The organism is Sphingomonas sp. PP-F2F-G114-C0414, assembly GCF_003688595.1.
GTDB lineage: Bacteria > Pseudomonadota > Alphaproteobacteria > Sphingomonadales > Sphingomonadaceae > Sphingomonas.
This window is the reverse complement of sequence record NZ_RCWT01000011.1, coordinates 565884-588514: the sequence shown is the minus strand read 5'-3', so window position 1 is coordinate 588514 and position 22631 is coordinate 565884. Positions and strand designations below refer to the sequence as shown.

At 65.8% G+C, this 22631-nt stretch carries 14 protein-coding genes; 9 read left to right on the top strand and 5 right to left on the bottom strand.

Going from position 1 to position 22631, the window contains the following annotated elements:
* Positions 1-239: 239 nt before the first annotated feature.
* Complete coding sequence (locus tag C8J47_RS11785) at positions 240-1541, bottom strand: UDP-glucose/GDP-mannose dehydrogenase family protein (RefSeq protein WP_121885787.1); 1302 nt, start codon at positions 1539-1541, stop codon at positions 240-242.
* 268 nt (positions 1542-1809) lie between these two features.
* Between C8J47_RS11785 and C8J47_RS11780 the strand changes: the two genes are divergently transcribed.
* The 4 genes from C8J47_RS11780 (at position 1810) to C8J47_RS11765 (ending at position 11860) form a co-directional block, all read left to right on the top strand.
* A complete protein-coding gene (locus C8J47_RS11780) occupies positions 1810-6918 on the top strand; it encodes a hypothetical protein (protein ID WP_147454319.1) in 5109 nt (1702 codons plus the stop codon).
* 169 nt (positions 6919-7087) lie between these two features.
* Positions 7088-9223, top strand: coding sequence for a type I secretion system permease/ATPase (locus C8J47_RS11775; protein WP_121885785.1), 2136 nt, complete (start codon positions 7088-7090; stop codon positions 9221-9223).
* The gene (locus C8J47_RS11770) at positions 9220-10611 is read left to right on the top strand and encodes an HlyD family type I secretion periplasmic adaptor subunit (protein WP_121885784.1); all 1392 of its coding nucleotides are present in this window, start codon (positions 9220-9222) and stop codon (positions 10609-10611) included. The genes C8J47_RS11775 and C8J47_RS11770 overlap by 4 nt, the downstream gene beginning before the upstream one ends.
* A gap of 184 nt (positions 10612-10795) precedes the next feature.
* Entirely contained in the window at positions 10796-11860 is a 1065-nt protein-coding gene (locus C8J47_RS11765) for an acyltransferase family protein (protein ID WP_183129084.1), read from the top strand.
* A gap of 4 nt (positions 11861-11864) precedes the next feature.
* Here the strand turns inward: C8J47_RS11765 and C8J47_RS11760 are convergent, their stop codons facing one another.
* Positions 11865-13196 carry a hypothetical protein gene (locus tag C8J47_RS11760; protein ID WP_121885782.1) on the bottom strand — a complete coding sequence of 444 codons (1332 nt, stop codon included), beginning with the start codon at positions 13194-13196 and terminating at the stop codon, positions 11865-11867.
* Positions 13196-14332 carry an acyltransferase gene (locus C8J47_RS11755; RefSeq protein ID WP_121885781.1) on the bottom strand — a complete coding sequence of 379 codons (1137 nt, stop codon included), beginning with the start codon at positions 14330-14332 and terminating at the stop codon, positions 13196-13198. The genes C8J47_RS11760 and C8J47_RS11755 overlap by 1 nt, the downstream gene beginning before the upstream one ends.
* 285 nt (positions 14333-14617) lie before the next feature.
* On the opposite strand from C8J47_RS11755, the gene C8J47_RS11750 reads away from it, so the two are divergent.
* The 5 genes from C8J47_RS11750 to C8J47_RS11730 all read left to right on the top strand — a co-directional run bounded on the left by C8J47_RS11750 (position 14618) and on the right by C8J47_RS11730 (position 19514).
* Positions 14618-15934, top strand: coding sequence for a lipopolysaccharide biosynthesis protein (locus tag C8J47_RS11750; RefSeq protein WP_133029714.1), 1317 nt, complete (start codon positions 14618-14620; stop codon positions 15932-15934).
* Positions 15931-16509, top strand: coding sequence for a serine O-acetyltransferase (locus tag C8J47_RS19535; protein WP_121885779.1), 579 nt, complete (start codon positions 15931-15933; stop codon positions 16507-16509). Before C8J47_RS11750 ends, C8J47_RS19535 begins: the two co-directional genes overlap by 4 nt.
* The gene (locus C8J47_RS11740; RefSeq protein WP_121885778.1) at positions 16506-17741 is read left to right on the top strand and encodes a glycosyltransferase; all 1236 of its coding nucleotides are present in this window, start codon (positions 16506-16508) and stop codon (positions 17739-17741) included. The genes C8J47_RS19535 and C8J47_RS11740 overlap by 4 nt, the downstream gene beginning before the upstream one ends.
* Positions 17742-17772: 31 nt before the next feature.
* Positions 17773-18924, top strand: coding sequence for an acyltransferase (locus C8J47_RS11735; RefSeq protein WP_183129083.1), 1152 nt, complete (start codon positions 17773-17775; stop codon positions 18922-18924).
* 185 nt (positions 18925-19109) lie between these two features.
* Positions 19110-19514: a PilZ domain-containing protein gene (locus C8J47_RS11730; protein WP_121885776.1), complete on the top strand. Its 405-nt coding sequence runs from the start codon at positions 19110-19112 to the stop codon at positions 19512-19514.
* Between the two features lie 75 nt (positions 19515-19589).
* Here the strand turns inward: C8J47_RS11730 and C8J47_RS11725 are convergent, their stop codons facing one another.
* The gene (locus C8J47_RS11725) at positions 19590-20945 is read right to left on the bottom strand and encodes a cellulase family glycosylhydrolase (RefSeq protein ID WP_183129082.1); all 1356 of its coding nucleotides are present in this window, start codon (positions 20943-20945) and stop codon (positions 19590-19592) included.
* A gap of 100 nt (positions 20946-21045) precedes the next feature.
* Complete coding sequence (locus tag C8J47_RS11720; RefSeq protein WP_056054069.1) at positions 21046-22434, bottom strand: exopolysaccharide biosynthesis polyprenyl glycosylphosphotransferase; 1389 nt, start codon at positions 22432-22434, stop codon at positions 21046-21048.
* Positions 22435-22631 lie beyond the last annotated feature (197 nt).

Below are 22631 nucleotides of genomic sequence, written 5' to 3'. Positions count from 1 at the left end.
CGGAACGGGCAAAAGACGGTTTCTTGGGCGGAAAAACCGGCAGGATATCTGGGTCAAAATCCGCGGTGCCGGGCACGCGAAAGGCCCCGCAATACCGGCGAGACAGTGCGAGCGGCCAAATCGCGATGCGCGTTTGCGCCAAGCCTAAACAGGTTTCACGCTAGTTCGCGATGGCAGGCGTCGGCGGCCCTTCGCGGTAACGCGACCCGGCCACGTGCGTGGCCGGGTCGTCGCAGCGATCAGCGACCGACCGCGATATATTTGAAGCCGGCGGTCTCGACGACTTCGCGCGGATAGATGTTGCGGAGATCGATCAGGATCGGCTCCGACAGCAATGCCTTGACCCGCTTCAGATCGAGCGCGCGGAACGCGTCCCATTCGGTCACGATCACGAGCGCATCGGCGCCTTCGATCGTCGCATAGGTGTCGGTCTTGAAATCGACGTTCTGGAGCAGCTTGGCGGCCTGTTCCATGCCCTCGGGGTCATAGGCCTGGACGCGCGCGCCGGCATCCTGGAGCAGCTGGATCACCGCGATGGCGGGGCTGTCGCGCATGTCGTCGGTATTCGGCTTGAACGTCAACCCGAGCACCGCGACGGTCTTGCCGCGGACGTCCTCGCCCATCGCGGCGATGACCTTGCGGCCCATCGCGCGCTTGCGGTTCTCGTTCACCGCGACCACCGCCTCGACGATCCGCTGCGGCGCTTCGTAATCCTGGCTGGTCTTGAGCAGGGCGAGCGTGTCCTTGGGGAAGCACGAGCCGCCATAGCCCGGCCCCGCATTGAGGAACTTCGACCCGATCCGCTTGTCCAGGCCGATGCCGCGCGCGACCTCCTGGACGTCGGCGCCGACCTTTTCGCACAGGTCCGCGATCTCGTTGATGAAGGTGATCTTGGTCGCGAGGAACGCGTTGCCGGCATATTTGGTCAGCTCGGCGCCGCGCCGCGACATCTCGATCACCGGCGAGCTGTTGAGGCTGAGCGGGCGATAGATTTCGCGCATGACGGCCATCGCACGCTCGTCATGGCCGCCGATGACGACTCGGTCGGGGCGTTTGAAGTCGTCGATAGCGGCGCCCTCGCGGAGGAATTCGGGGTTCGAGACCACTGCGAATTCCGCGTCCGGGTTGTTCTCGCGCAGGATCCGCTCGACCTCGTCGCCGGTGCCGACCGGGACGGTCGACTTGGTGATGACGACGGTGAAGCCGCTCACCGCGGTGGCGACTTCGGCGGCGGCGGCGAAGACATAGCCAAGATCGGCATGACCATCGCCGCGCCGTGAGGGCGTGCCGACCGCGATGAAGACCGCCTCGGCGCCCTTGACGCCTTCGGTCAGGTCGGTGGTGAAGCCGAGGCGACCCGCCTTGACGTTGGTCTCGACCAATGCCTGGAGGCCTGGCTCGAAGATCGGGATGCGACCCGCGTGCAATGCGTCGATCTTGCTCTCGTCCTTGTCGACGCAAATGACGTCATGACCGAAGTCGGCGAAGCAAGCCCCCGACACGAGTCCGACATATCCCGTTCCGATTACTGCGATCCGCATGGTCGTTTACTCACATCTTGCGAAGCCCGCGCGCGGGCGGGCAATCTATGCTGCAAGGCAGCGTGTAGACAGTGCTGGTGCCGCGTCTGGCCGATTTTGGCAAGTGGCGCACAGGGTTCCGTCGCCCGCATGGCGCTGTTCGACGCGTCGCTGCAGCGCGAAACGTTTTTGTAAATATAATACGGTTAATCGGAATTTAACGGCCTTGCTTAGGGTTGGTTGCAGGACTTTCTGCGATTGCACGAGTGACGTCATGGAGATGCAAACCGTGCCCACCACACCCGCTTCCGCTACATCCTTCCTGTCCACGCTGGGCGTCAACGCTCATTCCGGGAACGCCAACAACGCGTACGGCAATGCGAGCTTGACGATCAACAGCCTGAATTATCTCGGCATTGGCACCGTGCGCGACACGTTGCCCGGATCCGGGATCGGTAACGCCGTCGTTAACGCGATGGCGGCGGCGGGCGTCAAATTCGACTTCGTCACGTCGTCGGCGCTGCCCGCGACGGGCGCGTCGGGGTTGGCGAGCTATGTTGCGACGCTGGCGGATTTCCAGACGCGGCATGCCGGCAGCATCGTCGCGGTCGAGGGCTTGAACGAGGTCAACACGCAGCCGTTCAGCTATAACGGCAGCGGTTCGCTGGCGGCGGCGGTCGATTACCAGAAGGCGCTGTATACCGCGGTCAAGGGCAGCACCGGCCTGTCCGGCGTGTCGGTCATCAACCTGTCGGTCGCGCTGGAAAGCCCGTCGGCCTATGCGGCGATCGGCGATCTCGGCGCGTATTCCGATTACGCCAACGCGCATGCCTATACCGCGTCGGGCAGCACCTCCGACAAGGTGATGGAGGCGTCGATGGCGCGCGCGGGCGCGGCGTCGAAGGGCGACAAGGTGGTCATCACCGAAACCGGCTATACCACGCTGTCGAGCGACCCCGGCCTCGGCGTCAACGAAAGCGCGCAGGCCAAGCTGACGGTCAATGCGCTGCTCACCGCGTTCGAGAACGGATCGAGTCAGACGTTCCTGTACGAACTGTTCGACAGCAGCCTCGATCCGAGCGGTGCGGAAAAGGAATTCCACTTCGGTCTGTTCAATGCGGACGGGACGCCCAAGATGGCGGCGACCGCGGTCCACAACCTGACCAGCCTGCTGTCCTATGTCGATGCCGGCACCGGCACGGCGGCGTCTGCCGCGACCGCCTATTCGCTGGGCGGCATGCCCGCGGACGGCCATTCGCTGACGCTGACCAAGGCCAATGGCGCCTATGACATCCTGCTGTGGCGCGATGCCAATCTGTGGAACACCGCGACCCAGTCCGAAACGACGCTGGCGGCGAAGACCGTGACGATCGATCTCGGTGGCCTGCAGAAGACGGTCTATGTCTATGATCCGCTGAAGGGCAGCACGCCGATCGCGACCTATACCAACGTCAGCCAGATTACGCTGGCGGTCGGCGATCATGCGCTGGTCGTCGAAGTGGGGTCGAAATCGGCCTATACCGATACGGCGACGGCGGTTCCGGCGACGTTGAGCACGACCGCCGATGGCCTCGTCGCGCAGATCGACAAGCTGGCGGCGTCGACCGGGCTGCAGACGATCGCGTTGAGCGACAGCGCGGTGCTGAGCGTCGCATCGGTATCGACGATGCGGTACATGATCGCGAACTACGGTTCCACGCTCGCGAAGGTGTCGGGCGGCTATTCGTTCCTGGTGACGCAGACCGGCGATGGCTGGAAGGAAGACCAGTCGTTCGACGCGAAGGGCGTCCTCGTCTCGACCGCCGACTACGGCTATGTCGGTGGTGTCGTCTCGAACATCCACACCGAATTCGCGGGCGGCGTGGTCAGCGATCAGAGCTTCACCACGGGCAAGCTGTCGGCGACGATCGTCAACGATCCGAAACTCGGTCGCACGGTCACAAGCTACGACATCACCACCGGCAAGCCGACGACGATGACCGTCACCAATATCGACGGCAGCAGTGCGGCGACGGTGTACAAGAACGGGATCGTCTCCACCTACACGGCGATCGCGGCGAATGGTGCCAGGATCACCGACACCTTCGATGCCAACGGCGCGCGGGTCAGCGAAGTGCAGGTCGACACCGGCAATGTGTGGACGACGTTGCAATATGACGCGAACGGCGCGGTCGCGCGCAAGTTCGTCCAGCGCCCGGACGGCAGCAGCGAGAGCTATGGCTATAATCTGACCGGTCTCGCCTATGTAACCGAGCATCAGGTGATGAACGCCAAGGGCGTGGTGACTCTGGTCGAACGGTCGCGCGCCGACGGCACGCTGGTGACCACCGCGCAGGTCCTGGCCGATGGCGGCAAGGTTTCGAGCAGCTTCGGACCCAAGGGTCAGTTGCTGACCAAGGTCACGAATGCGGCGGACGGCACGATGACCTCGCTCACCTACGACGCGACCACGGCCAAGCTGTCGTCCAGCGTCGTGCAGACGTCGGCCGGTGCGACGACGACGATCAACTATGTCGCAGGCGTGATGTCGGATCGCACGCTGGTCCGCGCCGATGCCAGCCGCACGGCGGAAACCTTCGACACGACCGGGATGAAGACGCGGCAGGTCGATGTCGACACCGCCAAGACCTACACCACGCAGGTCTTCGACGCGACGACCGGCAAGCCGCAGCGCACCTATGTGCAATATGCCGACGGTCGCAGCATCGTCACCAGCTACAACGTCACCGGCAAATCCTACGTCACCGAGACGCAGACCACCGACAAGGCGGGCAAGGTCGTGTCGGTCGTGCGCAGCCATGCCGACGGCACGCCCGATTATACCGACTCGTACGCAAGCGACGGCGTCCGGACGACGATCGCCTATGACGCCACCGGGCACAGGCTCAACAAGACCATCACCGCGGTCAGCGGCGCACGGGTGATCACGACCTACGATACGGCGACCGGCGGACTGAAGAGCCGCATCGAACAGGCCGCCAACGGCGCGATCATCAGCAACCAGACCTACAGCGGCGGCGGTCTGGCGAACGAGGAGGTCGCGAGCGATCAGGGCAAGGTCAGCTACACTTATAACAGCGCGGGCGCGAAGCTCTCGCAGGTGCAGACCGCCACCGACGGTACCAAGACCACGACGCTGTACGACGCGACGACGGGGGCGGTCACGAAGGTCTATCTGGCCAATCCGGACGGCAGCAGCGAAACCCGCGCCTACGGCCTGACCGGGCTCGCCTGGACCACGGAAGTCCAAGTCGCCGACGCGGCGGGCAAGCTGGTGTCGCTCACCCGCAGCGCAGACGGTGGGCGGATGGTGTCGACCGATATCGTCCAGGGCACGTCCCGGGTGACGACCGCGTACGACTCGCAGGGCCGCCGCCAGACCGAGACGACGGCGACGGGCGACGTGACCAAGGACGGTACGCGGACGATACTGACCTATGATCCGGCGAGCGCGACATTGGTGTCTCGCGTGTTTCAGTCGGCGGCCGGCGGGACGGTCACGACCAGCTTCAAGGCAGGGATCGTCGCACAGATCGTCTCGGTCCTGCCCGACGGCAGCCGTTCGACGATGACCTACGACGCCGCCGGCAAGAAGACCAACGAGGTGACGGTCGATGCCGCCGGGACCTGGACCACGACGGTACTCGACGCCACGGGTGCGGCGTCGAGGCGCTATATCCAGAACGCCGACGGCAGCGGCGAAACGCAGCTGTTCGGTATCGCCGGCCAGGCCTGGACCACCCAGCGCAGCGTGTTCGACGCCAAGGGCAAGGTCACGCTGGTGGTGCGCAGCCACGCCGATGGTAGTGCGGCTTATCAGGAGGCGAATGCCGCCGACGGATCGCGTCTGCTCCAGACCTACGACGCGACCGGCAAGCTCGTTCAGTCGGTGACGATCGCGGTCGGTGGCGAAACGCATACGCAACAATTCGATGCGACCACCGGGCTGATCACGCGCGATATCGGCCAGCTGGTCAATGGCGACGTCGCGACCTCGCTCTACACCGACGGGAAACTCGCAAGCCGTCGTACGCAACTCGCGGCAGGCGGCAGGATCGTCGAGGCGTACAACACCGACGGATCGCGCACCGCGGATACCTATACCGCGGCGGGATTGCGCACGACGGCCGTCGTCGTCGATGCGGCGGGCACCTGGAGCACGACCCTGTATGACGCGGCCGGCAAGCAGACGAGCAACTTCGTCGAACGCGCCGACGGCACCGCCGAGAACACGCTGTATAACCTCACCGGCAAATCCTACGTCACGCAGACGCAGCAGGTCGATGCGAAGGGCGCGGTCGTTTCGGTCGTGCGCACGCATGGCGACGGCACGCTCGACTACACCGAAACGCGCGATCCCGACGGCACCCGCACGCTGACCTATTACGATGCGAAGGGGCGGAAGACGCAGGCTGCGACGGTGAGTGGGAACACGACGCAGACCAGCGAGTACGACGTGGCGACCGGCAATTTGCTGACCCGCACCGAACAGGGCGGGGGCATCACGCACAGTCGCGGGTTCGACTCCGCCGGGTTGCTCACCAAGGACGTCACCGTCACCGCGACGGGGCAGTGGACGACACTGCTGTACGATCAGTCGGGGGCAGTCACGCGCCGCTATGTGACGGCGCCGGACGGCTCGGCGGTCAACACCGTCTACATGCCCGCAGGCTCCGACTATGCGGTCGGCGTGATCAAGACCGATGCGACCGGCAAGACGATCTCGGTCGATCGCACCCGCGCCGACGGCAGCCGCGCCTATGCCGAGGTGAGCGACGCGACCGGGCAGACGCAGCAATATTTCGACGTCGCCGGCCGCGAGCAGGGCAAGGTCGTGACCGATGCAGCCGGGCGTACGACGATGAACTTCGATACCGCGAAGGATCAGCTTTACGCCAGCAAGACCGAGCTCCCCGGCGGCGGCAGCATTGCCCGCACCTATACCGCGGGCGTCATGACCGGGCGCACGACGACCACCGCCGCGGGTGTCGCGACGACCGAGAGCTTCGCCACTGCGGGCCATGCGATCGCCGATGTCCGCAGCGCGGCAAGTGGCTATGACGCGATCCTGGTCGGCGATGCGGGCGGGGTCACCGGCTCGGTGGCGGACGAACTGCTGCTCGTTGACCGCAGCGGTGCGACCGTCGCGGGCGGCGGTGGCAACGATCGCTTCCTCGTCACGCTCGGTACCTCGGCGACGATCGCGGACTTCGGTGCGGGTCACGACCTGCTCGATCTCTCGGCGTTCGCCAAATCGGGGTATCAGCCGATGATGGAGATTTCGGGCAGCGACCTGACCGTGAAATACGATCAGGGGGCGACGATCACGCTGACCGGGGCGGCGGCGCACAAGCTCGTCCAGACCTCGGCGAGCAGCGGGGTTTACGCCTTCGGCTGACGCTTTGCGGCGCGCGTACCGGTTTAAGCGGTGAAGCGCGCCGCACCGCAACATCCGATTAGGATTTAGGGCTTAACCATAAACAACACCGAATCGGTTTTGTGGAAGATGTTATGACCCCAGTCCGTAGTCCCGCCGCCCGCGCGCCGGCCGCCGATCGGGCCGGCGCATGAAGTATCAGCCGATCCAGGACGATAGCGGGCTGGTCGCGCTGACCGCGCTGCTGGCGATCCACCGCATTGCGGTAGATTCCGATCAGTTGCGCCACGGTCTCGGGCATTTCCATTCGCTCGACGCCGATGCGCTCGTCCGGCTGGCGGGGGGGATCGACGGTGTCCGTGCCAAGACGCGGACCGCCAAACCCGAGGATCTCGCCCGCCTGCCGTTGCCGGCGCTGGCGGATGGGCCCGAGGGCTGGTTCCTGATCGGCCGGATGCAGGGCGACGAGGTCCTGATCCAGCGCGCGCACCAGCCGGTCGAAAAGATCGATCTCGCGACGCTCGCGACCCTGTGGTCGGGGACGCTCGTCCTCGTGACCACGCGCGAGAGCGCGGCGCTGGCGAGCAAGGGGTTCGACTTCTCGTGGTTCATCCCGCAGATCGTCCGCTATCGCCGGCTGATCGGCGAAGTGTTGCTGATCACGCTGGCGCTCAACCTGCTCGGGCTCGCCGCGCCGTTGTTCTTCCAGAGCGTGGTCGACAAGGTTCTGGTCCACGGCACGCTGTCGACGCTGTCGGTGCTGACGATCGGGTTCGTCGCGGTGTCGTTCTGGGAGACCGCGTTCGGCTGGCTGCGCACGCGCCTGTATTCGGAGACGAGCCAGAAGATCGACGTCGAGCTCGGCGCGCGGCTGTTCCGGCATCTGTTGCGGCTGCCGCTGAGCTATTTCGAATCGCGCCGCGTCGGCGATACCGCGATGCGAGTCCGCCAGCTCGAGACGATCCGCGAATTTCTCACCAACGCGTCGCTGACGGTGCTGATCGACCCGGTGTTCGCGGTCGTCTTCCTCGCGGTGATGGCGCTGTATTCGGTCAAGCTGTTCTTCGTCGCGGTGCTCGCGATCCCCGCCTATCTCGCGGTCGCGCTGCTGGTGACGGGCCCGCTCCGTAGCCGCCTCGACGAAAAGTTCGAACGCGGTGCCGCCAACAACGCATTGCTGGTCGAGAGCATCGCCGGGATCCAGACGGTCAAGGCGGCCGCGGTCGAGCCGCAGTGGCAGGACGCGTGGGAGCGCCGCCTTGCGGGCTATTCCGCCGCCAACCAGCGCGTCATCGACCTCGGCAATACCGGCAACAACGCGATCCAGCTGATCTCCAAGCTCAACATGGCGGCGATCCTGTATTTCGGCGCGCAAGCGGTGATCGCGCACGACCTGACCGTCGGCGGGCTGGTCGCGTTCAACATGTTCGCGCAGCGCGTGTCGGGCCCGGTGATCCGCATGGCGCAGCTCTGGCAGGAGTTCCAGCAGGTCCGGATCGCGGTCGAGCGGCTCGGCGACGTGCTCAACCACCGCGTCGAGCCGGGTGCTGGCAGCCAGACCGCGCTCCCTGCGATCCGCGGCAGCGTGACGTTCGAGAATGTCCGCTTCCGCTATGCCGACGACGGTCCGTGGACGCTCGACGACATCGACCTGGTCGTCCCCGCAGGCTCGACGCTCGGCATCGTCGGCTCTTCGGGATCGGGCAAGTCGACGCTGACCAAGCTGCTCCAGCGGCTCTACGTCCCCGCCAACGGCCGCGTGCTGGTCGACGGCGTCGACGTCGCGCAGATCGATCCGGCGTGGCTGCGGCGCCAGATCGGCGTCGTGCTACAGGAGAACGTGCTGTTCAACCGCACGGTGCGCGAGAACATCGCGCTCGCCAACCCCGCGCTGCCGATCGACAAGGTCATGGCCGCCGCCGAGATGGCCGGCGCGCACGAGTTCATCACGCGGATGCCGCAAGGCTATGACACGATGATCGAGGAGCGCGGCGCCAACCTGTCGGGCGGCCAGCGCCAGCGGCTCGCGATCGCCCGCGCGCTCGTCACGCAGCCGCGCATCCTGATCTTCGACGAGGCGACCTCCGCGCTCGATGCCGAGAGCGAGGAGATCATCCAGACCAACCTCAAGCAGATGGCGGTCGGCCGCACCGTCATCATCATCGCCCACCGCCTGTCCGCGATCCGCCAGTGCGACCGCATCGTCGCGCTCGAGAAGGGGCGCCTGGTTGAACAGGGCTCGCACGACGAACTGCTCAGCCACGGTGGCCGCTACGCCGACCTCTACCGACGCCAGATGGGCGTCCTGTACGGAATCGCCTCATGACCGCGCTCACCCACCATCTGTCGCTCGTCCGTCGCGCCTGGATCGAGGATCGCGCGACGCGCCGCGATCGTCGCATCCCGCTCGAGACCGCGTTCCTGCCCGCCGCGCTCGAGGTGATCGAGCGCCCGGTGTCGCCGACCGCGCGGATCACCGCGTGGCTGCTGCTCGGCGGGATGGCCGCGAGTGGGCTGTGGCTGACGCTCGGCCATGTCGACATCGTCGCGACCGCAGAGGGGCGGACGATCCCCGCCGACAGCGTCAAGCTGGTCCAGTCGGTCAGCGGCGGGCTGGTCCGGCGGATCTGGGTGCATGACGGCGACGTCGTCAAGCGCGGCCAGCCGCTGGTCGATCTCGATCCGACCTTGTCGTCGGCCGATGAAGCGCAGGCGCGCCAGGCGTTGCTTACCGCCGAGATCGACGTCGCGCGCAACGCCGCGATCGTCGACGGGCTTAGCGGCGGGCGCGGCGTCTTCACGGCGCCGCCCGGCACCCCCGCCGACGTGCTCGACACGCAACGCCGGCTGGTCGCCGCGCAACTCGGCAGCGCCCGCGCGGCGGATGCCGGGCTCGCCGCCGCGCGTCGGTCGGCGCTTGCCGATGCGGCGGGGGCGGGGGATCAGATGCGCGCGCTCGACGCCAACCGGCCGCTGATGGAGCGCCAGGTCAAGGCGATCGAGACGCTGGCGGCGCGCGGTTATGCCAGTGGCCTGCGCGTGCTCGACATGCAGCGCCAGCGGCACAGCGAGATGGGCAGCCGCGATGTCGCCGCGCAACAGCGCACGCGCGGGCTGTCGGAAGCGCAGCGGTTCGGCGAAGAACTCAACCATTCGCGTGAAACGGCGCGGCAGACCGCGCTTGGCGATCTCGCCAAGGCGCAGTCGGATGCGATGCAGCGCCGCCAGGATCTCGCCAAGGCCAGCCAGCAAAGCCGGATGCAACGGCTGGTCGCGCCGGTCGACGGCACCGTCCAGCAACTCGCGATCCACACCGTCGGCGGCGTGGTCGAGCCGGTCCGCGCGCTGATGGTGGTGGTCCCCGACGGCAAGCTGACCGTCGAGGCCAAGCTGCTCAACCGCGATGCGGGCTTCGTTCACGCCGGCCAGCCGGTGGCGCTCAAGCTCGAGGCGTATCCGTTCACGCGGTTCGGCACCGTGCCGGGCCGGATCGTCTCGGTCAGCCGCGACGCGGTCCAGGACGAGAAGGGGCCGTCCTATTACATGGCGCGGATCGCGATGGATCAGCGCACGGTCACCGCGGACGGGCGTCAGATGATCCTGACACCGGGTCTCGCGGTCACCGCGGACATCCGCACCGGTCGTCGCCGCCTGCTCGATTACATGCTCGACCCGGTATCGCGCGACGTCTCCGAAGCGGCGCGCGAGCGGTAGGGGTGGGCGCATCCGAACCGGATGTGCCGCATCATCTTGCGCCGATGCTGCAAGATGACCTAGAGGGCCCGCGGCGCGATATCGCGGGCCAGGCCTCTTGGTCCATCGACCGAACGCGGGTTTCCCCCAGTCCGTTTCGATCGACTTCGGATGCGACGGGCGAGGCGGATCGGAACGAATGCAGATGACGGATAAGCCCGGAACGGTAGTTCGGCGAGAGCGCGACGTCGCCGCCGATATCTTGCGCGGGTTGGCGATCGTGCTGGTCGTCTATGGCCATCACGCGCGTGGCGTCATGAAGAATCCCGATGCCGCGGGTATGCTGCAGGTGCTCCAGGCGATCGATTTCGCGATCTACACGACGCACATGCCGGTGTTCTTCCTGGTCGCGGGCTACAACGCGTTCTTCTCGATCCGCAAGGTCGCGGCCGGGCACTATCTCCGGTCGCGGGGATGGGCGATCGTTTATCCCTATGTGCTGTGGTCCGCCCTGTTCTGGGCGAGCATGACAGCGGCGCGGCTGATCATCCACGTCAACGGCGATCTGCCTCTCGATGCGCTGCTGCATATCGCGACGCACCCGATCGGCATCTTCTGGTTCCTGTACGCGCTGCTGCTGATGCAATTGGCGGCCCTTCTGTTCGCCGGGCGCGCCACTGTCGCCGCCGTTGCCGCCACGCTCGCCTTGCTGACTTTCACGTTTCTGTCAGACGCGCCGCCGACCGACGTCGTGCCGCAGATGATCGTCCACGCGCCCTATTTCGTGGCGGGTCTATGGCTGGCGCAGCATGGCCGCAAACTGATGCACCCGATCCGTTCGCCGATCGGCATCGCCGTCGCCGCGATCCTGTTCGTTGCGGCCGCGCTGGCGCTGTGGCGGCGTGGCGACGTCGTGGCGGTCAGCCTGTGGACGATCCCGGTGTCGATGCTGGGGCTGTCGCTGATGATGACGCTGGCCTGTGCGCTGGCACCCGCCGGGCGCGCCGGTCGTCATCTGGCATGGCTCGGGATGGTATCGCTGCCGATCTACCTGATGCACGTCATCTTCCTGCCGACGGCGCCGCGGCTTCTCGCGACGCTGCACCTGCGCAGCGTTCCGCTCGATCTGGCGTTCGGCACGGCCGTCGGGCTGTATGTTCCGGTCGCCGTCTTCATGCTGGCCGAGCGGCTCGGCATGGCGGACTGGGCCGCGCTGACCGGCAAGTCGCCGTTCAAGCGGCACCGGCCGGCCCCGTCACCGATCAGGTAGCGACTCAGGTAGCGATCGCGGCGTCGGCATCGGCATCGGTCGAGTGGCGCGCGCGCCGCTGCCAGGGCTTGCCGCGCAGGAACATGTCCGAAAACGCATAGCCGATCGAGATCGTCGCGAACGACGGACCGTAGCACTGCACCGTGATCGTATAGATGTTGAGGATGAAGATCATCACCAGCTTCGACCGGATCTTGGTGCGGAACGGCGCGATCGCCATGCCGACCATGAAGACCAGCCACGGGACCCCCATCATCAGGTACGTGCTGAGATAGAAATTATCGACCGGTACGGTGTATCCCGCCATATCCGTATAGGCCATCGGATAGGAGAAGCAGCCGAGCCCGCAGCCGACGAACAGGCCGGCGGGAAAGAGATCCGACAGGTAGGTGAAGGGTAGCTGCCAGCTGTTGTTGATTCGGTCCTGGAGACTGAACAGGGACGAACTCATCTCGGACAGGTCGACGCCGCCGAGAACCGCGATCAGCACGAACGGAATCGGCACGCACAGGAACGACCATTTGGCGAGATTGCGCTCGATGTCGTATTTCTTCAACGAGGGCATCAGGATCTCGGTAGCGAGATAATAGAGCGCGAAGCACACCGCGACCAGCATCGCCGACCGGCTGGTGCTGATATGGATCGCCCAGTAGATCACCGGCCACAACGCCAGATTGAGCCACTTGGGAATCCGGTGGAACAGCATCAGATACGGAAAGACGACCATGTACGCGGCCATCGTGCTGTCGCCGGCCAGTCCGCCGTACCGCACGACGCCGTCGATCCACCAGACCCGGCCGACTTCCTTGCTGTTGCCGAAATTCTCGAACTCCGCGCCCGTCCACGGATAATCGAAATAGGGCGCGGCGATCAGGCCGACGATCGAGGCGATCATCAGCCCGATCATCATATACCGCACGAACTTGTACTGCGTGATGTCGCTGCCGCAGAGCGCCAGACCGACGTAGAACGGAAAGAACAGCTTGAGCGACGAGATCAGCGCAAACGGCGATTCGGACATGAAGATATAGCCGACCATCGCCGCGGTGATCGTGTTCAGGACCAGCAGAATGGCGAAGGGCGAGCGGTCTCGAAACGCGATATGCCAGGCGAAATAGCCGAAGGCGCCGATCGAGAGCAGGTCGGGGATGAACCACAGCGGCGACAGATGCGTCAGCGCCAGCGCCCAGCGCAGCACCGCGGTCAGCGTATCGCGAAACGCGAACATCAGGAACAGACCGGCCAGCAGCTTGTTGGCCAGTTCCTGGTTCATGCTCGTCGACCAGTTCCGCTGGACCGTCGTCCGGGCGGGAAATGCATCGATCGTGGTAGCCATCAGCGAGTTTCCGGTTCTTCAGTGACGATGACGCCGGCGCGGCCGGGCGCGGGCTGGCCGTCGCCCATACCAGTGCTGCCGAAGCGACTCCAGCGGCGGCTGAGAAAGGCGAGCATCGGCTTTTCGATGAAGCGGTGGACGATGACCGCGCCGATCACCGCGCCGACGAACACGAGCGGCAGCAGCAGTTCCGGTGCGCGGTCCAGGATGCCGAGCTTCTGCGCGATCACCTGGGCCAGCTTGATCGCGATCGGATGCGACAGGTACAGCGCGTAGGACGCGTCGCCACCCGCGACCAGCAGACGGGTCAGACCGGTGGGGGCGACCTGACGTCCGCCGACCGGCTCCAGCCCGAGGACGGCCGCCGCCATGATCAGCGTGGCGGGGATACCGCCGGTGACGATCCGGCCGATCGTGTCGTAGGCGTCGGTCTGATACCCGATCACCGCGAGCACCAGCGCGAACGGGATCGTCGCGAGCGCGACCGGGCGGGGAATGCGGACGCCCTTCAGGAACAGGTGCGCGAGCCCGATCCCCGCGAGGAACTCACCGGTCAGCGGATAGCCCCAGAAATGCAGCATCCGCCAGTCGGCCGGGGCAAGATGCGCGACGGCCATCAGCCCGAGGATCGCGGCGACGATGATCGCGATGCCGGTGGCGCGGCGGAACGGCAGCGCGATCGCGAACACGGCGTAGAACATCATTTCGTAGTTCAGCGTCCAGCCGAGCGTGAACACCGGAAAACAATAGTCGCCGCACACCGGCCCCGGCAGGAACAGGTACGAGAACACGATGTTCAGCGTGCCGGGTCGCGGCGCGCCGGTCGCGACCAGTACGGCCAGCGCAAGCGTGGTGAACAGCCAGTAGAGCGGCGCGACGCGGATCAGACGACGGCGCAGAAAGTCTGCGGCGGCGCCTGCCTTCCCGAACCGGTCGTGCATCATGTAGTACATCACGAAGCCCGAGATCACGAAGAAGACGTCGACCCCCAGTCCCCAGTCGAGCGGGACGAAGCTCCAGTATCCGGCGCGTGCGCCGAGATGATCGACCAGCGCGTGCTGGCTATGCCCGCAGAGTACGAGAAAGGCCGCTAGGAAACGCAGGATCTGGAGGCTGTCTATCCGGCCTAGACGCATCGGGAAAACCTTAGGTTGGGAATCTACTCACTGCTGAATGCACTCTGCAACGTCAATTGCGGAAAATTACGGTGCGGTGCAGCACGCCCCGAAACGAGGCAGGTCGGCCGCCCGAACCGATCGTTTTTCGCGGTCCGCCGGTCGCGAGTAGGGTCGGGTGGGATCGGCGTGGGTGGACGTGCGGGACCGAAATCGCCTAGTGGCATGCTGTAGTGCAGTATGACCCGGCAGTCGGCCGGCGATCGGGTTCTGTGCCGATGTCCTAGCGGAGAGACCGCCCACATCATGTCTGTCTTACTGACACGATTGATCCGCGGTGGCGCGCCGAACATGGTTCTGCGTGGTTCGACGCTGTTCCTTCGATTCGCGCTGTCCTTTTACATCGTCAGCCAGCTCGGTCTGGCGGCGGCGGGCGTCTATGGCCTGGCGATCGGTGCGATCGGCATCGTCCCCGCGACGGTCGGCTGGGGCCTGAACTATTTCGTCTCGCGCGAAGTGGTCGGGCATACCCCCGCGACCGCCGCGCCGCTGATCCGCGACCGGTTGATCATCACCTTCGCGTCGTTGCTCGCAGGCACGCTGATCGCGGTGCCGGTGCTGGTCTGGCAGACCGGCGGGATCACGCAGACGCAGGTGCTGATCTTGATCCTGTTGTGGCTCGAGACGGTCGCGCTCGACATCTACATGCCGATGATCGGGCTTGAACTCGCGCTGTTCGCCAACGTCCTCGTGTTCGTCCGCTCGGCCTTGTGGATTCCGATCGTCGTCGCGATCGGGTTCGCGCTGCCGGCGCTGAGGACGCTCGACATGATCTTCATCGGCTGGATCCTCAGCCATGTGCTCGCGATCGCGATGCTGTTCGTCTATCTGCGCCGCTGGCCGATGAAGGCGAGCCTGCGCGAGGAGAAGAAGCTGAGCGTGCTCGTCACGCGGGCCCGCCGCGCCTGGTATATCTATTTCAGCGACCTCGGCATCGTCGGGCTGGGCTATGCCGACCGCTTCATCCTGAACGCGCTGCTCGGGCTGGTCGCGACGGGTATCTACAGCTTCTATTTCTCGATCACCAACGCGCTCCAGACCTTGATCTCGACCGCCGTCGTGCAGCTCGCGCTGCCGCGGATGGTGCGCGCGTTCCGCGGCGGCGACCCGGTCGAGTGGCAGGCCGAGCTGCGCCGCCAGATGATGAAGACGATGACCTTCGCCGCGGTGTTCAGCGTCGGCATCTTCCTCGCGACCGAGATGATCTTTTACTTCGCGCCGGCGGGGCGCTTCCCGGTATTTCGCGTGCTGCTCGCGATCATGCTGTTGGCGGCGACGATCCGTTCGGGGTCGGACCTGCTCAACGTGTCGATCACCAGCATGGGGCGCGACCGGATGTACGCGGTCAACAACGTCGCAGGCGTGATCGTCGCGATCGCGTTCGGCACCGGATTCATGTATTTCTTCGGCCTGATCGGGGCGGGGCTGTCGGCCGCAGCTACCGCCAGCACGCTGTTCATCGTCCGTTTGCTCTATCTGCGGCATGTGCTCCGCAAGATGAAGCAGCCCGAGCCTTTCTCGCAGACGGGGGGCGGCTCGGCAACGGAGATGCCCCGCCCATGACCGATACGCCCATGACCGACACGCGCAAGACCGCTGCCTGGGCTACGTTCGCCGAGCATCTTCGTGGCGACCTGGTGCGTGTCGCCAAGGTCGGCGGGCAGCGGCCGGGCGGTGCGTTCCTGGTCTATGCGTGGCTGTTCCTGCCGGGCTTCCGCTTCATCCTGCAGCACCGGATCCAGCGGCTGCTCGCGTCGCTGCCGGTGGTCGGACGGGTCGTCGCGCGGCTTTATTGGGCGCGGACCTGTCGGCGATCGGGATCCGAGATCGCCGCGATCGCGAATGTCGGCCCCGGCTGCTACATGCCGCACCCCTATGCGATCGTGCTCGGCGACTGCACGCTCGGCCGCAACGTCGCGGTTCTGCAATGCGTCACGATCGGCAAGCGCGGCGACGATGCGCCTCGGGGACCGATCATCGGCGACGATGTCGAGATCGGCGCAGGCGCGACCATCCTCGGCCCGATCACGATCGGTCGCGGTGCCAAGATCGGCGCGAACTCGGTGGTGCTGAAGGACGTTCCCGCGGGCGCGGTCGCCGCCGGATCGCCCGCGCGCATCCTCGGCGGCGCGCGATGACGGGGACTGCGGCGTCCGGTCGCCGAGCGCTGCGAGTCTTCTATATCGGTGCCGGCGATCCGGTCGATCCGCGGTCGGGCATGGACGTCGTCGCACGCGCGCACATCGCCGAGCTGGCCGCCTCACCCGCGATCGACCTGACCGGCGTCTTCACGACGTTGCCCGCCGACACCCCGCCGCCCGCGTTCGGCGGCGTTACCGGCTACCGCGCGGATACGAAGACGCCGTCCAAGGCGCGCAAGCTCGCGCATCTGCTGTCGGGCAAGCTGCTGATGAGCATCGGCTTCGCCTCGACCCCGGCGCGACGTGCGATCCGCGCGGGACTGGCAGCGAAACCCGATCTGATCGTGGTCGACCATATCCAGACGCTCGCGAACGTTTCGCTGTGGCGGCTCTTGCTAGGGCGCACGCCCTTCGTCTTCATCGCACACAACGTTACCCCGGACACGCTGGTCGATGGTGCGCGGCTGCGGAAATCGCGCGCGTCGGCGGCGTTCCTCCGCGTCGAGGCGGTGCAGGCGTGGCTGATCGAGGCGCTGCTGCTGCGGCGTGCGGCACGGACCGTGTTCATCTCCGACAGCGACGCGCGCCACTATCGCGGACTGACCGGCGCAAAGGGCGTCGCGCTGTGCCCGGTGATTGAGCGCGCGCCGATATCCACATCGCCCGCGATCGCGCCATCCAACGACATCGACCACCGCCGCGTCCTGTTCATCGGCAGCCCGGGCTTCCCCCCCAATCGCGCGGCGATCGACTGGATCACACGGTCGCTGGCGCCCGCGCTGCTGGCACTCGAAGCCCCCGCGATCGTGACGTTCATCGGCAAGGGAACGCGCGAGCATATCGGCACACCCGCCGCCAATGTCGAAACATTGGGCTTCGTCGCCGACGACGAGATGGAGCGGTTGCTCGGCGCGTGCCTTTGCATGCTGAGCCCGGTCGTCCACGGCAGCGGGCTGAAGATCAAGATGCTCGAGGCTTTCGCCGCGGGCGCGCCGGTGATGGCGACGCCGCTGTCGCTCCAGGGCTTCGAATTCATGGGCGTGCCCGCGCTGCTCGACCTCGACCAGCCCGAGACAGCCGCTCGCCACATCTTCGCACTCGCGCAGGACCCGGCAGCGGTCGAGGCGGCACGGACGCACGTCCGCGAGCGCTGGGCCGCGCACAGCCGGCAGCGCGAGGGCGCCCTGGTCGATACGCTGATCGGAGCGCGCGCAGGACGGACCGGATGATGGCGCCCAAGACGGATAAGGAGCGGGCATCGTGAGCGAGCCGCAGACGCACGCAGAATCGACCGGTCCTCTTGGGACGAAGGTCAGGGTGCTCGATCCCAATTTGTCGATCTATCTCGATCTGCTGCGCCTCGTCGCGGCGTTCGAGGTGGTACTCGGCCATGCCCGGCATTTCGTCATGCCCCGGCTGCCCGGGTTCATCTCGGGCCACACCGGTGAGGCGGTCGCGGTGTTCTTCGTGCTGTCGGGGTTCGTCATCGCGTTCGTCGCGGAGGAGAAGGAACACAGCCTGCGCGCCTATGCGACCGCGCGTCTGTCGCGGCTCTATTCGGTCTGCCTGATCGCGCTGCTGGCGGGGTTCGTCTGCGACATGATCACGCAGCGATATGGCGTGGTACCGCTCACCGATCACCCGTTCTACGATCCCGCCTACCTCACCAACTTGCCGTTCGCGCTGACCTTCACCAACGAACTCTGGTTCAGCCACCGCGTGTTCGGCAGCAACGAACCCTATTGGTCGCTCGGGTTCGAAGCCGCCTATTACGTAATCTTCGCCGCGTTCTTCTATCTCGGGCGCGTGCGGGGCGCGGTGATCGGCGTCCTGCTGATGCTCGCGTTCGGACCGAAGATCGTCGCGTACATGCCGATCTGGCTGTTCGGGCTGCTCGCCTACCGCCATGTTCGCGCCGGCCGCGTGACGATGCCGAAGCGGCTGGCGCTTGCCGCGTTCGTCGCGACGGTACTCGCCTATTTCGTCGTCAAGCGGACGTTGGAGCATTGGGCGTGGCCGATGTACGACCAAGCCGACCTCGCGCAGCTGGCGAAGAGCTTCGTCTATTTCGCGCTCGTCGGCGGGCTGATCACCGTCAACATCATCGCGTTCCGGCGCGCGACGGAGGGGCGGACGATCTTCCCCGCCGGCATCGCCCGTGCGATCCGCTGGCTGGCCGGAGCAAGCTTCACGCTGTATCTCGTCCACCAGCCGTTCTTCCTCATGCTGGCGTCGGTGTTCCCGAAGCTGCGCGCGAGTGCGCTTGGTGGACCGGTAGCAATCGTCGCCGCGGTAATCCTCGCACTACTGATCGCCGAAGTGTCGGAGCGTCGCAAGCGTGTGTTCCAGCGCGCGTTCGGCAAGCTGCTCGGCGTCGCACCGCCGTCCCGATCGAAGGTCGTTTTGAAATAATCTTCGGAGCAAAACAAATATTAGTTAAGATCGAAGAAACTATAGAATAACAGCAATTTTTCATTGCATGCCACCTAGATAGAGCGAGGGTTCAGGGTTTCGCCCGCACTAGGGAACAGATGGTGGCAACGGTACACAACGCAGCATTTTTCGCGGATCCAGCCGAACGTCGCGCCGACACGTGAGTGGCGTTGGCGCGTACCGGTACGCTGCGCCTGCATGACGAGACGACGTCGCGCGAGATCCGGATCGCCGATCTCAACCGCGACGGGTGCCGGATCGAATCGGTACTGCCGTTGCTGCTCGATCAGAATGTCGTGGTCGGCATTCCCGGCGTAGGCCAGCGTGAGGCGCAGATCACCTGGGCCGGCGCACGCGATTATGGTTGCCAGTTCGACCTGCCGCTCCCCGCCGGCAGCATCACCGCGGCGATGACCGACAATGTTTATGGTTTGAACACCATCACCGGCGCGATCCGTGCGCCCGCTACATTCAAATGGCAGCCGCGCGGGCGGTTGTTGCTCCTCGGCGTGATCAGCCTGGCGGGATGGACCGCGATCACCTTGGTGGTCGAGCGTCTGCTGGGCTGATACTCCGCTAGCTTCCGAGACGTGCACTGGCCGTCCCCTTCACGCGCAGGAGGGGGCGGCCAGTTTTTTGTGCGCCTACAACATGCGGTAGCGTATTCCCGCACCGCTGCCCGACAGCGACACCACGACGGGCCGCGACCCGACCGGGATCGTCGTGTCGCGCGGGCCGGCGGGCGAACAGATTGGCCGGTAGGGCGTCGGCGCGCCACCGATTTGCAACTCGGCCTTCTGGGCGGCACGATCCGTCCACGCGATCAGCGTACGCGACTGCCCGTCGCTCATCCTCGCCACGGTCAGGCCGGGCTGCGGCCGATCGATCCGCCAGCTTTTCGCGCGGCCGATCAGGCGGCTGACATCGCGCATCATGCAGGCGGCCGGCTTGGGTTTGTAATCGTAGGTGAACAGCCCGAAATTGGCCTCGTTGTCGGTGGGGTCCTGGGCCTGGTCCTTCAACTGATAGATCCAGACACCGCGCATCCACGGCGTCGCCGCGGACCACAGCAGGAACTGGGCGATGTTATTGCCCGAATCGTTGCGCGCGATATCGCATGGCCCGCCCTGCGTGGTCGGCCAGCCGATCTCGGTGACGTAGATCGGCATCGCCCGACCGCCGCGGATCCGCATCTTCGTTGCGAGCGCCTGCATCCGCGTGATCGCTTCGGCGGCAGTCCGGTTATCGGGGCGTTCGCAGTGGTTATAGTAATGCACCGACAAGCCGTCGGCGCCCTTCAGCCCGCCGCCGCCGGCCACCGCGTGCACCCACTGCCACCCGTCATCCGTACCCGCCGCACCGGCCAGGACGGTGGCGTTCGGTTGGGTCGCGCGAATCGCGGCGGTCGCCTTGGCCGCCAGTCGGGCATAGGCGTCGCCGCCGCGTGGATCGCCGGGTGCGGCGCGTCCGATCAGCTTGCCCATCGCTGGCGCGGCGTTGAGATTCCACTCGTTCCAGATCTCGTAGATCGGGCGTCGGCCTGCGGTCTGGCGTGCGGCCTCGCCGGCAAAGTTCGCAAACGCCGCACGACCCGCATCGGTCACCGGCACGCCGTCGCCGCCGATCGCCGGATTGGGATGATCCAGGATGAACAGCGGCCGCGCCTTGGTCGCGGCCAGGAACGCCGCCAGGCGGGGCCGCATGCTGCCGGGCGCGTTCATGCCCGCGCCCTTGAAGCCCGGCCAGGTCAGGTCGTCGCGGAACGACGATGCACCGACCGTGTCGATCGCCTGCGCCGTCCGGGCGGGATCATAGCCATATTCGCCACCGATCCCGAAATGCACGCCGACGCCGATGATCAACGGCGCGGCGCGTGGCGTCAGCGGTCCATCGGGCAGTGGCCGCAACGGGCCGGGCGACGACGACGGCATCGGCGCCATCGATGCGAGCGCGACGGCACCTCCGACCAGCCCGGTCAGCACCAGCCCGGTACGGGCCACGATCTTCCCGGCCGTGAGGCGGGATTTCGGGGATCGAATAGATGGCATTGGCTTCTCCTCAACCCCCGGAATCGCGCCCTACCGCCCCCGCGGCGCGGGCTCAATAGGCGTTGCTGTGGACGAGAACGGTCATCGTCCGGAACAGGATCTTGACGTCGCGCATCAGGCTCCAGTCATGGAGATATTCGAGATCGGCCTGCAGCCGATTCTTGAGATCGACGTCGCGGTGGGTCGCGCCGCGGAACCCGCGAACCTGCGCAAGGCCGGTGATTCCCGGCTTCAGCGCGTGGCGATGCCAATATTCGCGATCGACTTCCCAGAACAACTGGTTGCCCGCGAGCGACCCAAGCGCGTGCGGGCGCGGCCCGACCAGGCTCATGTCGCCGAGCAGGACGTTCAGGAACTGCGGGATCTCGTCGAGGCTGGTCTTGCGGATGAACGCGCCGACGCGGGTGATGCGCTTGTCGTCGCGTTGCGTCGAGGTTGCGCCCTTCGCATCGAGGCTTTCGACGCGCATCGAGCGGAACTTCAGGATGTTGAAGATGCGGTTGCCGCGCCCGATCCGCTCCTGCCGGAACAGCACGGGGCCGGGCGAATCGAGCTTCACCGCGAGCGCGATCAGCACCAGTGCCGGGGAGATCGCGATCAGCACGATCAGCGTCACGATGATGTCGAGCGCGCGCTTCTTGGCCATGTCGGTATAGCTCAGCGGCCCGCGTGCAACGAGCAGCGTCTGGCGGCCCTTGAAGTTCTGCAGGCCCAGCACGCCGAGCTTGCCGAAACCGGCCGACAGGATCTCGCCGTCGACATTGGCGCCGCGCAGGAGCAGCGACCAGTCGAGCTGGCGATCGACCGGGCAGTGCACCACGACCCGCTCGTACTTGCTGACCATCTGGCCGAATCGATTGAGCATGTGCGGATTGCCCATGTCCGGCTCGATCCCGGCCTCGCCGGCAAAGATTGTGTCGCAGAGCTTCGGCTCGTGCCATTGCGCGCGCGGTACGTCGTCGACGATCAGCAGTTCGGCGACCAGCTTCGGCGCGACCGTGCGCCGGACGACGATGACGATGATCATCCGGAACGTCGCCATCAGGATCGTGGTGCCGCCGAAACCGATCGCGAATGCGACGCGGGAGATGTCGTTGCCCGCCTGAACGAAGAAGATCAGCGTCAGCAGCGCGAACCCGGTGATCGCCAGCGGCACGATCGCGCGCATCATCGATTCGGTGCCGCTGGTGATCGCGGGCCGGGAATACGCCTTGTTGTTGAAGGCGATAAGGAAATAGATCGGCAGGACCGGATAGGCGAGATCGATCCCGCTCAGCGACAGCCAATTGTCGCCGCGGACGAAGCTGCCGATCGCGAATCCGATCGCGATCGCGAACAGGTCGGTCGCGATCAACAGGCAATATAGCCGCAGGCGCAGGTTCCGTCGGTGGAGGGCGCCGGCCAACGAAACTTCGCCGAGATGGTCCATGGCTACTTCCATCGCGTGACTTTATCCTTAGAAAATCGGCCCCTGGCCACCCGACCGGTTTTCGCTGCGCTGCAACAGTGATAGCGGGTGGGCCATCGTGGAGCAATCACGGCGATATAACCTTACGATGCAGGATCTAACCTGAACGAAACACTCGAATCAGTTTAGATTGCCACCCATGGCGGCGCATAGCAGCCTTGCAACAATAT

Coding starts and splice junctions, on each gene's coding strand:
- C8J47_RS11785 (WP_121885787.1), bottom strand. CDS start 1,541: ATGCGGATCGCAGTAATCGGAACGGGATATGTCGGACTCGTGTCGGGG.
- C8J47_RS11775 (WP_121885785.1), top strand. CDS start 7,088: ATGAAGTATCAGCCGATCCAGGACGATAGCGGGCTGGTCGCGCTGACC.
- C8J47_RS11770 (WP_121885784.1), top strand. CDS start 9,220: ATGACCGCGCTCACCCACCATCTGTCGCTCGTCCGTCGCGCCTGGATC.
- C8J47_RS11765 (WP_183129084.1), top strand. CDS start 10,796: ATGACGGATAAGCCCGGAACGGTAGTTCGGCGAGAGCGCGACGTCGCC.
- C8J47_RS11760 (WP_121885782.1), bottom strand. CDS start 13,196: ATGGCTACCACGATCGATGCATTTCCCGCCCGGACGACGGTCCAGCGG.
- C8J47_RS11755 (WP_121885781.1), bottom strand. CDS start 14,332: ATGCGTCTAGGCCGGATAGACAGCCTCCAGATCCTGCGTTTCCTAGCG.
- C8J47_RS11750 (WP_133029714.1), top strand. CDS start 14,618: ATGTCTGTCTTACTGACACGATTGATCCGCGGTGGCGCGCCGAACATG.
- C8J47_RS19535 (WP_121885779.1), top strand. CDS start 15,931: ATGACCGATACGCCCATGACCGACACGCGCAAGACCGCTGCCTGGGCT.
- C8J47_RS11740 (WP_121885778.1), top strand. CDS start 16,506: ATGACGGGGACTGCGGCGTCCGGTCGCCGAGCGCTGCGAGTCTTCTAT.
- C8J47_RS11720 (WP_056054069.1), bottom strand. CDS start 22,434: ATGGAAGTAGCCATGGACCATCTCGGCGAAGTTTCGTTGGCCGGCGCC.